General features: G+C 67.5%; 11 protein-coding genes. 7 read left to right on the plus strand and 4 right to left on the minus strand.

The window, feature by feature from the left end:
* Positions 1-113: 113 nt before the first annotated feature.
* Complete coding sequence (locus tag OMP44_RS22365; RefSeq protein WP_093253871.1) at positions 114-1,163, plus strand: hypothetical protein; 1,050 nt, start codon at positions 114-116, stop codon at positions 1,161-1,163.
* A gap of 22 nt (positions 1,164-1,185) precedes the next feature.
* Entirely contained in the window at positions 1,186-2,025 is an 840-nt protein-coding gene (locus tag OMP44_RS22370) for a glycosyltransferase family protein (RefSeq protein WP_280311362.1), read from the plus strand.
* On the opposite strand, the gene OMP44_RS22375 is transcribed toward OMP44_RS22370, so the two are convergent.
* Entirely contained in the window at positions 2,000-2,596 is a 597-nt protein-coding gene (locus OMP44_RS22375; protein WP_280311364.1) for a serine acetyltransferase, read from the minus strand. The genes OMP44_RS22370 and OMP44_RS22375 overlap by 26 nt on opposite strands.
* 248 nt (positions 2,597-2,844) lie before the next feature.
* Here OMP44_RS22375 and msbA point away from each other — a divergent pair, with 248 nt between their 5' ends.
* The 5 genes from msbA to OMP44_RS22400 all read left to right on the plus strand — a co-directional run bounded on the left by msbA (position 2,845) and on the right by OMP44_RS22400 (position 10,034).
* A complete protein-coding gene (msbA, locus tag OMP44_RS22380) occupies positions 2,845-4,656 on the plus strand; it encodes a lipid A export permease/ATP-binding protein MsbA (RefSeq protein WP_280311366.1) in 1,812 nt (603 codons plus the stop codon).
* Entirely contained in the window at positions 4,650-5,546 is an 897-nt protein-coding gene (locus OMP44_RS22385; RefSeq protein ID WP_280311368.1) for a GNAT family N-acetyltransferase, read from the plus strand. Before msbA ends, OMP44_RS22385 begins: the two co-directional genes overlap by 7 nt.
* 1 nt (position 5,547) lies before the next feature.
* The gene (locus OMP44_RS22390; protein ID WP_280311370.1) at positions 5,548-6,963 is read left to right on the plus strand and encodes a PIG-L deacetylase family protein; all 1,416 of its coding nucleotides are present in this window, start codon (positions 5,548-5,550) and stop codon (positions 6,961-6,963) included.
* Between the two features lie 90 nt (positions 6,964-7,053).
* Entirely contained in the window at positions 7,054-8,481 is a 1,428-nt protein-coding gene (gene hldE / locus OMP44_RS22395) for a bifunctional D-glycero-beta-D-manno-heptose-7-phosphate kinase/D-glycero-beta-D-manno-heptose 1-phosphate adenylyltransferase HldE (protein ID WP_187978477.1), read from the plus strand.
* Between the two features lie 50 nt (positions 8,482-8,531).
* On the plus strand, positions 8,532-10,034 hold the full coding sequence (locus tag OMP44_RS22400; protein ID WP_280311373.1) for a helicase HerA-like domain-containing protein: 1,503 nt from the start codon (positions 8,532-8,534) through the stop codon (positions 10,032-10,034).
* Positions 10,035-10,093: 59 nt separating this feature from the next.
* On the opposite strand, the gene lptF is transcribed toward OMP44_RS22400, so the two are convergent.
* The 3 genes from lptF to OMP44_RS22415 all read right to left on the minus strand — a co-directional run bounded on the left by lptF (position 10,094) and on the right by OMP44_RS22415 (position 11,946).
* On the minus strand, positions 10,094-10,867 hold the full coding sequence (gene lptF / locus OMP44_RS22405) for a lipotoxin F family OmpA-related lipoprotein LptF (protein ID WP_133862971.1): 774 nt from the start codon (positions 10,865-10,867) through the stop codon (positions 10,094-10,096).
* A 45-nt stretch (positions 10,868-10,912) separates the two neighbouring features.
* A complete protein-coding gene (locus OMP44_RS22410; RefSeq protein WP_133862970.1) occupies positions 10,913-11,344 on the minus strand; it encodes a DUF4398 domain-containing protein in 432 nt (143 codons plus the stop codon).
* 266 nt (positions 11,345-11,610) lie between these two features.
* Positions 11,611-11,946 carry a pilin assembly protein gene (locus OMP44_RS22415; protein WP_133862969.1) on the minus strand — a complete coding sequence of 112 codons (336 nt, stop codon included), beginning with the start codon at positions 11,944-11,946 and terminating at the stop codon, positions 11,611-11,613.
* Positions 11,947-11,960 lie beyond the last annotated feature (14 nt).

Here is an 11,960-nt window from a genome sequence, read left to right on the forward strand (position 1 = left end):
GACCCGTCAACGTCAGGGCGTGCATGTTACCCGAAGGTGGCAGGCTGTGAAGTGACCCCTGCGACCTATCCGGCCGCTTGTTGCTAGAATCAGATTTTTGCCGGCAGCTTTACATGCGCCCCACACGCCAACTCCTGTATTTCGTCTACGGCGGTGCCCAGGCCTATCGGCAGGAGCTGAAGTTCAGCCTGCTCAGCGCCCTGCACTGGCGGCAGGGCCAGGACATCGCCCTCCGTATCCTGACCGATCGGCCGCAGGACTATCGCGGCTGGCCGGCGGAAGTAGTGGCCATCGAGGCCGCGACGCTCAGGGAGTGGCAGGGGCAGCACGGCTATCTGCACCGCAGCAAGGCCTGCGCCATCGCCTGGGCCTTGCCGCGGGCCGACAGGACCCTGTTCCTGGACAGCGACACCGTGGTCCAGGCGCCGCTAGCGTCGTTGTTTGACGGCATCGACAGCGGACGCGGGCTGCTGGACATCGAGGAGTGGTCCTGGCGCAAGGCCCGTACCCGCCCGGAATTCGCCCGCTTCGCGGCGGCCCTGGCCGCGCGTGGCCAGGAGCCGGCGGAAGAGACCCGGCTCTACAACAGCGGCGTCTGTGGTCTGGCGCGGGTCCATCTGCCGCGGGTCGAGCAGGCCATCGCCCTGATCGACGACTGGCATGGCCACGACGAGGAGGTCCATACCCTGGAGCAGATCGCCCTGTCGTTCAGCCTGGCGGATCTGGCCATCGGCGAGGCGCGCGGCCCCGTGCGCCACTACTACGCGGAAAAGCGCTTTCTGCACTTCATGCTGGCGCACTTCTTCGAGCGCTATGGCGAGGACTTTTCGCCGGCGCTGCAGCAGCACTGGCAGGAGGTGCCACTGACCAAGCCGCTGCCAGATGTCTGGACCCGGTTGCGGGTGAAGTGGCAGCTGGCCGGCCTGGACAAGCAACGGGCGAGCCTGGGGCGCAAGCTGCTCTATGGCTGCCTGGCGCCCCAGGACAGCTATGCCCGTGCCTGTCGCCACGTCTGGTGGGAGCGGGCGCTGAGCGAGCGTCTCGGCGGCGGCGATCGCCAGGCCTTCGCCGAAGGCATCTGGCCCAACGACCTGCCGCGTCCGCACCTGGCCGACGAAGCCGGCGCGGCCCTCGACTATCTGCGCAAGCGGGTGCGCGGCTAGGCCGCGATCCCCAGGGAACTCCATGCGAACGCTCTTTCTCGTCGTCCTCTATGGCTTGCGTCCCGCGGAGTCGGCCACCCTTGACAGCCTGCTGGCCCAGCCCCCGGCCAGCCTGCCGGCCGACAGCGCCCTGCTGGTCTGGAACAACGGCCCCCGGACGCTGGAGGACGCGGAGCGCCAGGCGCTGCTGGCAGCCCCGGGTTGGACGACGGTCCTGATCGAGGAAGACCTCGGCAATCCGCCCCTGAGTCGGGTCTACAACCAGGCACTGCGGCTGGGCGCCGAGCGGCTGGTGATCTTCGACCAGGACACCGTGGTGGACGGGCGCTTTCTGCAGGCGCTTGGCCAGGACGCCGAGTTGCTGGTACCCCTGGTGCTGGGGGCGGGCACCATCCGCTATCCCCACCAGTACAAGGCGGTGGTGACCGCAGAGGGACCCCTGGATCCCCAGGCCACCGTGACCATCAGTTCGGGCCTGTGCCTGACGCAGGGCCTGGCCGCGCGTATCGCGGCCCGCCACGGCGATGTCTTCGACGAGCGCTTCGCCCTCTATGGCGTCGACGTGTCCTTTTTCCTGCGGGTGCAGGCGCTGGCGCGGGACGAGCCGGTGGCGCTGCGCTGCGCGGGCATCCTCGACCATTCGCTGTCCGAACTGGAAGCGGAAACTCCGGCCCAGCGGCGCTTTCGCGACATCGAGAAGTTCTATGTCGCCCTGCTGCTGCGCCTGCACTACAAGGGCGCCTCGCGCGGCAAGGTGCTGCGCTACCTGGGGCGGCAGCTGTTGGGCAATCGGCCGTATTTGTACAGCGTGCTGCCGCAGATGCTGCGGACCATCCTCAGGGGGCGCCATCCCCGGGCGTAGCGCCCGGCAGCGGACGGATCACCGCCTCGTGGCGACTGTAGTAGAGGCTGTCGGCGGGGATGTCGCGCATCACCAGGGCGCCGGCGCCAACCACCACGTTGTCGCCGATGGTCAGGTGGTCGCCGACGATGCAGACGTGGGCGCCAAGGCTGACATTGTCGCCAATGAAGATGCCGACCAGTTGCGCCGGATCGTCGCTCTTGATGCCGATGGTGGTGTGCTGGCGGATCATCACGTTGCGGCCGATCACCGCCAGATTCGACACGCAGATACCCATGCGATGGGGCAGGCGCAGCCCGGGGCCGATACGGGCGCCCAGCAGGATCTCGATATTGTGCCGACGGATCAGCCGGCGATTGATCCGCTCCGCCAGCTTGCGGTAGTTGAGCAGGCCGCGCGGGCGGCAGTAGAGGAATTGCGCCAGGCGATACCAGAACAGGAAGCTCGGACTCTCTCCCGCGGTGACGCGCCGGAGCAGACGCTTGAGTCGCAAGGGCTTGCCGGGTGCGTCCAGCACCTCCAGGCGCCAGTAATCCTTGAGTTCGGCGAAGGTGGCGATCAGCGGCGGCATGATAGGTGTTCCGGGGCGGGGGAGGGCAAGCCTGGGCTCTGTACGAAAAGAGTCTGCGCTCGGTGATGCTTCGTTGAAAAAGACATGCGGAATGCTCATTTACCGCTCATAGACTCCGCTTCCTCGGCCTTTTTCGCCTCGCCTGACCTTCGCTCGACGACTTTTCGTGCAGAGCCTAGCGGAAAATCCCGCCGCTGGGTCGGCGGCGGGTGCGTGTTAACATGGCGCTTTTGCGTCACGACGAGACCATGAGCCAAGACTCCCCTGCGCAGACCTCCAGTCTGAAGATCTATTTCCGCCTGCTCGGCTACGTGCGGCCCTACATCGGCATGTTCGCCCTGAGTATCGTCGGCTTTCTGATCTTCGCCTCCACCCAGCCGATGCTGGCGGGCATCCTCAAGTACTTCGTCGATGGCCTGAACAACCCCAACGCCTCCATGTTCCCGGGCTGGCCCATCGTCGGTGGCCTGCACCTGGTGCAGGCGGTGCCGCTGATGATCATCCTGATCGCCGCCTGGCAGGGGGTCGGTTCCTTTCTCGGCAACTACTTCCTGGCGCGGGTCTCCCTCGGCCTGGTGCACGACCTGCGGGTGGCGCTGTTCAACCACATGCTGCGCCTGCCCAATCGCTACTTCGATGCCAACAACTCGGGTCACCTGATCTCGCGCATCACCTTCAACGTCACCATGGTGACCGGCGCCGCCACCGAGGCGATCAAGGTGGTGATCCGCGAAGGCATGACCGTGGTCTTCCTGTTCGCCTCGCTGCTGTGGATGAACTGGAAGCTGACCCTGGTGATGGTGGCCATCCTGCCGCTGATCGCCCTGATGGTGACCAGCGCCAGTCGTAAGTTCCGCAAGCAGAGCAGCAAGATCCAGTCGGCCATGGGCGACGTCACCCACATCACCTCCGAGGCCATCCAGGGCTATCGGGTGGTGCGCAGCTTCGGCGGCGAGACCTACGAGCAACGGCGCTTCCTCGATTCCAGTCTGGCCAACACCGACAAGCAGCTGACCATGACCAAGACCGGCGCGGTCTATACGCCCATGCTGCAGCTGGTCATCTATTCCGCCATGGCGGTGCTGATGTTCCTGGTGCTCTGGCTGCGCGGCGAAGCCTCCGCCGGTGACCTGGTGGCCTACATCACCATGGCCGGCCTGCTGCCCAAGCCGATCCGCCAGCTCTCCGAGGTCAGCTCCACCATCCAGCGCGGCGTGGCCGGTGCGGAAAGCATCTTCGAGCAGCTCGACGAGCCCGCCGAACGCGATGAAGGCCGTGAAGAACGCGAGCGCGTCCAGGGTCGGCTGGAGGTGCGCAATCTGACCTTCCGCTACCCGGGCACCGACAAGCCGGTGCTGGAAGGCATCGACTTCGTCGCCGAGCCCGGCCAGATGGTGGCCCTGGTGGGCCGTTCCGGCAGCGGCAAGTCGACCCTGGCCAACCTCATCCCCCGTTTCTACCAGCACGAGCAGGGCGAGATCCTCCTCGACGGCCTGGAGATCCAGGACTATCGGCTGACCAACCTGCGCCGGCACATCGCCCTGGTGACCCAGCACGTCACCCTGTTCAACGACAGCGTCACCAACAACATTGCCTATGGCGATCTGGCCGGGGCGCCGATGGAGCAGGTCAGGGCGGCGGCCGAGGCGGCCTATGCCGACGAATTCATCCAGCGCCTGCCGCAGCAGTACGACACCCAGGTCGGCGAGAACGGCGTGCTGCTCTCCGGCGGCCAGCGCCAGCGCCTGGCCATCGCCCGGGCGCTGCTAAAAAACGCGCCGCTGCTGATCCTCGACGAAGCCACCTCGGCGCTGGACACCGAATCCGAACGCCACATCCAGGCGGCGCTGGATCGCGTCATGCAGGGCCGGACCACCCTGGTGATCGCCCACCGCCTCTCCACCATCGAGAAGGCCGACCTGATCCTGGTGATGGACCATGGCCGCATCGTCGAGCGCGGCAGCCACAGTGAGCTGCTGGCGCTGAACGGCTACTATGCGCGCCTGCACGCCAAGCAATTCGAGGAGGTCGTGCCGCCGGCGCCGACGATCGAATGCTGAATAGATTCCGTTTCTGGCGTGAGCGCGGCTGGACGACCATTTCCGCCGCCGACTACGCCGCCGCCTGGCAGTGCCATGGCGGCAGCGTCGCCAGCCACCCCGAGGTGGTCGACCGGCTGGCCGGACTGGCCGGGATTCCGGTGCGCTACCTGGGCTGGCCCGGCGCGGATGGCCTGCAGGCCGCGGTGCCCTGCTGGGGGCGCGAGCTGGCGCTGTCACGTACGGTGCTGAAGAAGCGCCGCCAGCGTGCCCTGTTCGACCTGGGCAACGCCGAGATCATCCTGCCAGCCGCTCCGGGTAGCGCAGCGCCCCTGCGGCAGCGCGCCCGCTATCTGTCGCCCCTGTGCGACGAGCGTTTCGCCGGTCTGCGCCGGCAGAGCGAAGAACTGGCCATGCTCCGCGAGCCGGAAGCCTGGTCGAAGAAATTCCGCTACAACCAGCGTCGCGAGCAGCGCCTGTTCGAAGACGCCGGTGGGCGCGTGGTCCCCATGGCCGAGCTGGACAGCACCGAGCAGGCACGGATCTATGCCGAGCTGTTCGAGGCGCGCTGGGGCTTCGAGGTGCCGGGCAAGGCCCGGCTGGCCGAGGTGTTCGGCCTGCTGCGGGAATTCATGACCGGCTCGCTGCTCATGCTCGGCGAACGTCCGGTGGCGATCCAGGTGCTCTATCGGGTGGAGGCGCCCGAATGGATCAGCGTCGAATACGTCAACGGCGGTGTCGATCCGGCTGCCAGCGACCTGAGTCCCGGCAGCGTCCTCACCTATCTGAACACCCAGGCCGCCTGGCAGGATGCCCGCGCCCTCGGCAAGGCGTTGCGCTATTCCTTCGGCCGCGCCGATCGCGACTACAAGGACCGCTGGTGCCACCGCGTCACCGTCTTCGAGAGCTGAGATGACCGCCCGCAAACAAACCCTGCTCAAGCGTCACCGCCGTCACAAGCGGCTGGTCCTGGTGGTCATCGCCGTCGTGCTGCTCGGTTGCCTGGCGCTCGGGCCCTGGTGGAGCGCGCCGCTGCTGGCGCTGCTGGTCTGGCTCGGCCACGAGGCCTGGTTCGCCGACCATCTCTTCTATTCGCCGCGCGACAACTACAGCTACCAGTTCCCCGCCGACACCCTGGTGCTGGGCCTGCATCTGGAGCACGGTCGACTGGCCGCGGTGGAATTGCCGCCGGGCGAGCTGACGCTGTTCCTGGAAGGTCGGCTGCGGGCCGGCTGGCTTGGTCGCCTGCTGGATCCCCGGGTGCACCTGCGCGCTGGTGACGAAGGCGATCGCCAGGACTTCGAGCGCGGCGTGGCCGGGCGGCGCTATGTCAATCTCAGTGGCTACGCCGAAGCCCTGCGGCGTGGCGAGTTGCACCTCTGGACGCGCTTCTGCCGGTTGCAGGGCGAGTTGCGTCTGCACGTCTTCGCCCAGCCGGATTTCCGCAGCAAGAGCGTCATGGTCATCGCGCCCCACGCCGACGACGCCGAACTGGCGGCGTTCGGCCTCTACAGCCAGGCGCGGGAAGCCAGCATCGTCACCCTGACCCAGGGCGAGATCGAGGCCGGGCACTATCAGCGCCTGGGCCTCGATCGCCAGGCCGCGGCCCGGCTCAAGGGGCGGCTGCGCACCTGGGACAGCCTAGTCACGCCGCTGTGGGGTGGGGTACCGCCGGAGCGCTGCGTGCAGTTGGGTTACTACTGCCTGCAATTGCCGGCCATGCGCCAGGCGCCGGAAGACACCTTCGGCTCCCGCGAGTCCGGCGACAGCGATGTGCATAGCGCCCGGCGCCACAATCCCCTGCAACTGCCCGGCGATGTCGACGGCGCCCCCACTTGGCGCAATCTGGTGGCCGATCTGGTGGCCCTGCTGGAGCACTTCCGTCCCGAGGTGGTGGTGCTGCCGCATCCGCAGATCGATCCCCATGCCGATCACGTGGCCAGTACCCAGGCCCTGCGCGAAGCCCTGACGTTGAGCCAGTGGCAGCCCGAACTCGAACTGCTCTACGCCAACCACCTGCACGACAACGACCGCTGGCCCATGGGCCCGGCCGAAGGCGGCATCGCCCTGCCGCCGGCCATCGAGACGCCCGCGCCCCTGGTGCCCTGGAGTCCGCTGCTGACCCCCGAGCGACGGCTGGACAAGGCCATGGCCCTGGGTATGCAGCACGACCTGCTGGTGCCGCTGCCGGCGAAGAAACGCCTGCGTCGGGCCATCCAGTGGCTGCTGGCCGGACGCCGCTGGCCGCGCACCGGCGAAGACGAGTTCTTTCGCAAGGCCGTACGCCGTCACGAGCTGTTCTGGATAGACCGCCGCGACGAGCTCTGAACCCGGCATCTCCCGCTGGCAGGCGCTTCCGGGACGCCTGGGCCCCTATGCTATGATCGCCGCCATTTTCGCGCTTTGGAGCCTGTCCCTATGAAGCTGACCATGCCTCGCTTCGATCTCGCGCCGGTCCTGGTGGTCGGCGACGTGATGCTCGACCGCTACTGGCACGGCACCACCTCGCGGATCTCGCCCGAGGCACCGGTACCCGTGGTGCGCGTTGACCAGCACGAGGATCGTCCCGGTGGCGCGGCCAACGTCGCCCTCAACATCGCCGCCCTGGGCGCGCCGGCCTATCTGGTCGGCGTCACCGGCCAGGACGAAGCCGCCGATGCCCTCACCGACAGCCTGAGAGCGGCCCATGTGCAGGTGCGCTTCCAGCGCATCGCCCAGCAGCCGACCATCGTCAAGTTGCGCATCATGAGTCGCCATCAGCAACTGATCCGGGTCGACTTCGAAGAGCCCTTCGACACCGATGCCCAGGCGCTGGCCTCGGACACCGCCGCCATGCTGGCCGGGGTCAAGGTGCTGGTGCTGTCCGACTACGGCAAGGGCGCCCTGAAGAATCACCAGGCCCTCATCCAGCTGGCGCGGGCGCGCAACATCCCGGTGCTGGCCGATCCCAAGGGCAAGGACTTTTCCATCTATCGCGGCGCCAGCCTGATCACGCCGAATCTCTCCGAATTCGAAGCCATCGTCGGCGTCTGCGCCGACGACGCCGAGCTGGTGGCCAAGGGCAGCGAACTGATGGCGCGCCTGGATCTGGGGGCGCTGCTGGTGACCCGCGGCGAGCACGGCATGACCCTGCTGCGTCCCGCTCAGCCGGCCGTGCATCTGCCCGCGCGTGCGCGCGAAGTGTTCGATGTCACCGGCGCGGGCGACACCGTGATTTCCACCCTGGCCGCTGCCCTGGCCGCCGGTGAAGACCTGCCCCAGGCCGTGGGGCTGGCCAACCTGGCTGCCGGCATCGTCGTCGGCAAGCTGGGTACCGCCGCCATCAGCGCCCCCGAGCTGCGGCGCGCGGTGCAGCGTTCGGAAGGCTCCGAGCGCGGCGTCCTGACCCTGGAACAGCTGCAGCTGGCCATCGAGGACGCCCGCGCCCACGGCGAGAAGATCGTCTTCACCAACGGCTGCTTCGACATCCTCCACGCCGGTCACGTGACCTACCTGGAACAGGCGCGGGCCCAGGGCGATCGCCTGATCGTGGCGGTCAACGACGACGCCTCCGTGACCCGCCTCAAGGGCCCGGGCCGGCCGATCAACAGCGTCGACCGGCGCATGGCGGTACTCGCCGGCCTCGGCGCGGTGGACTGGGTCATCCCCTTCAGCGAGAACACCCCGGAGCGCCTGCTGGAGCAGGTGCGTCCGGATGTGCTGGTCAAGGGTGGTGACTACAAGAGCGTCGAAGAGGTGGTCGGCGCCCAGATCGTGCAGGCCTATGGTGGCGAGGTACGCATCCTCGGCCTGGTGGAAAACAGCTCCACCACCGCCATCGTCGAGCGGATTCGCAACCGTACCTGAGCGCGGACTCCCGGGTTAAGCTGGGCGCAGAACCGCTACGGAGCTGCGCCATGCCCTCGACGCCCCTGCTGATCCTTGGTACTGCCGTTTCTGCCGACCCGAACACCGCCCCGCACGCTGGCCAACCGCTCGGTCATCCGCTCAAGCTGGCCAATCGGCACGGTCTGATCGCTGGCGCCACCGGCACCGGCAAGACCGTGACCCTGCAGCGCCTCGCCGAAGCCTTCAGCGACGCTGGCGTCACCGTCTTCGCCGCCGACATCAAGGGCGATCTCTGCGGCCTCGGCGCGGCCGGCGCGCCTCAGGGCAAGCTGGCCGAGCGCATCACCGCCCAGGGTCTGCCGCACCAGCCCCAGGCCTATCCGGTCACCCTCTGGGACGTCGACGGCAAGCGCGGTCATCCGCTGCGTACCACCCTGAGCGAGATGGGCCCGCTGCTGCTGGGCAATCTGCTGGAGCTGACCGACAGCCAGCAGGCCGCCTTGCACGCCGCCTTCAAGGTGGCCGATCGCGAAGGCCTGCTGCTGCTCGATCTCAAGGACCTCAAGGCCGTCCTCAATCACCTGCGCGAACAGCCCGAGGCCCTGGGCGAAGACCGCGCGCTGTTCGCCGGCGCCTCGGCCCAGGCGCTGCTGCGCCGGCTGGCGACCCTGGAACAGCAGGGCGCCGAGGCCTTCTTCGGCGAGCCGGCGCTGCAGCTGGAAGCCGTGCTGCGCCCGGAGGCCGACGGCCGCGGACGCATTCATCTGCTCGACGCCAGTCGCCTGGTGCACGAGGCGCCCAAGGTCTATGCCACCTTTCTGATCTGGCTGCTGGCCGAGTTGTTCGAGCAACTGCCCGAGCGTGGCGATGCCGATAAGCCGGTGCTGGCGCTGTTCTTCGACGAGGCCCATCTGCTGTTTGGCGACACCCCCAAGGCCCTGCGCGATCGCCTGGAGCAGGTGGTGCGACTGATCCGCTCCAAGGGCGTTGGCGTCTATTTCGTCACCCAGTCGCCCAGCGACCTGCCGGACGCCATCCTCGCCCAGCTGGGATTGCGCATCCAGCACGGCTTGCGCGCCTTCACCGCCCGGGAGCAGAAGGCCCTGCGCGCGGTGGCTGACGGCTTCCGGCCCAATCCGGCGTTCGACAGCCTGCAGGTGCTGACCGAGCTGGGCATCGGTGAGGCCCTGGTGGGCAGCCTGGAAGACAAGGGCACGCCGGCGCTGGTCCAGCGCGTGGCCATCGCCCCGCCGCAATCCCGGGTCGGCCCGCTGAGCGAAGCCGAGCGCCAGACGCTGATCCGCCAGTCGCCCCAGGCGGGTCGCTATGACCGGGCCGTGGATCGCGAATCGGCCTACGAGATCCTGCGCGAGCGTCAGGCCGAGCGGGTACCGACGGAGGCGCCGGCAGCGGCACGGACCAAGGCCGGGCAGGGCGGTGCCCTTAGCGATCTGGTGGGCGAACTCGCGGGAAATGCACTCAAGAGCGCGGCTCGCCAGGCGGCCAATCAGCTCGGACGGCAGCTGGTTCGGGGGTTGCTTGGCTCCCTGCTGGGTGGCAAGCGCCGCTAGCCGGACCGCAGGCAAAAAAAGACCCCGCCTGGGCGGGGTCCTTGAGCTTCACGCAGTCATTACATGCGCGGGGCGACGGGGTTGGCATCGTTGGAGATGGTCACTTCCACGCGACGGTTCAGGGCGCGGTCGGAGGCGTTGCTGTTGCTGGCCACCGGGAAGGCCTTGCCATAGCCACGGGTCTGGATGCGGCTCGGCTCGACACCGGCGCTGACCAGGGCGGTCTGGATGGCCTGGGCGCGACGCTCGGACAGCTGCTGGTTGTAGGAGTCACTGCCGACGCTGTCGGTATAACCCTCGACGATCACCTTGCGCTCGGGATTCTGCTTCAGGTACTCGGCCAGCTTCTGGGCATTGGCGTAGCCCTGGGGCTTGAGTTCGGCCTTGTTGAAGTCGAACAGCACATTGCCGAAGGTCACCACGGTGCCGCGCTCGGTCTGCTTGGCCTGCAGGGCGTCCTGCAGCTGCTTGAGCTGGGCGGTACGGGCGTCCAGGCGGGCCTGGGTGCGCTCGGCATCGACATTCTGCATCTGGGCTTCGGTCATGCGCAGCTTGATGGTCTGCATGGCCGTCTGGATGCGCTGGTTGGTCAGGTAGGCCAGCTGGTCGACGGTCTTCTCGTTTTCACCGTCCTTGTAGGCCTTCTCGGCCTTCTGCAGCCAGGCACCGGCGTCCTTGGTTTCCAGGGCGGCCAGCTGGGCGGCCTGGGGCTGGGATTCCAGCGCCGAATAGTCGGACTTGGCCTGTTCCAGATTCGGGTTGGGCGGCGTGGAGCAGGCGGCCAGGGCCAGGCTGAGCAGCGACACGGCAGGGATCAGAATGTGTTTACGCATGATGGTCGTCCTTTGAATTCGTGAAGGGAGGAAAGGGGCGGTCGCTTACTGCTGGACCTTCTTCTGCAGGTTCTGCTGGAGCTGCAGGTTGATCTGACCTTCCTCACGGATCTGCTGGATGCTGTTCTGGGCATCCTTGAGTGCGGCGTCGGCCTTGGCGGCCTGGGTCTTGCGGGTGGCCAGGCGGGCATCCCACTCGGCCTGCTCGGCCAGTTGCTTGGCTTCGTCGTACTTCTCGTTGGAGAGGGCGGTCTGGGCCTGGGTCCACTTGTCCTGGGCCGACTTGGTCTCGATGGGGGCGAACTGGTTGCCGCCGCCGCTCACGGCTTCGTTGACGGCGGACTGGGTCACGGCCATCTGGGCGGTCGGCGGATTGCCGGCGCAACCGGCCAGCAACAGCGAGCTGCCCAGGGCAAGGGCTGCAAGTTTCAGGGTGCAGGCTTTGGAAAGGGACTTTTGGGCAGTGGCACTCTTCATGGATTCAAGCTCCGTTGTTGATCCGAAAAGCGCGCCGCCGGCACGGGCAGGGCGGGCGCCTGGTCAGTTGAAAGCCGCACGTGGAAGCAAGTCCGATCCGTCCCCAAGGGGCCGTGACGGGTACTGGTAACCAGCCCTCGTCCAGCGCTGCGGTCTGACTCTGTGACCGCTCATCCGGCAAAAATGTTCACTGGCTATCGAATTTCGCCATGCGCGGAGGCCCTTGGCAGAGCGGTAGCGGCGTAGGTAAAGCTGCAGGTCGGCGGCTAGCCGGCCGTTTCGGACTGCAGGCGATGCAGGTGCTTGCGCGCCAGTTCCAGGAAGCGCGGCGTGGTGCCGGCATCGGCATAGAGGGGGTCGCCGAGTTCATCGGTGGCCACCACTTCCTCGCCCTGCACGTAGGGGAAACTGGCTTCCAGTTCTTCGAAGGCGGCCGCCAGCAACTCGCCGAGCAGGGCTTCGGGCGTGCGCTGGGGATAGAGTTCGCAGAGCGCCTCGAGACGGGCCGCGGTCTCGACTTCCAGGTCGAGGCGGTAGCTGCGGGTGGTGCCGGAGGTGGTGGCCTGCTGCTCCCATTGGTGAGCGAGTTCGCGAATCTTCATGAGCATCTCCCGTG

Source organism: Pseudomonas flavocrustae, from assembly GCF_029872515.1.
Lineage (GTDB): Bacteria > Pseudomonadota > Gammaproteobacteria > Pseudomonadales > Pseudomonadaceae > Chryseomonas > Chryseomonas aestiva.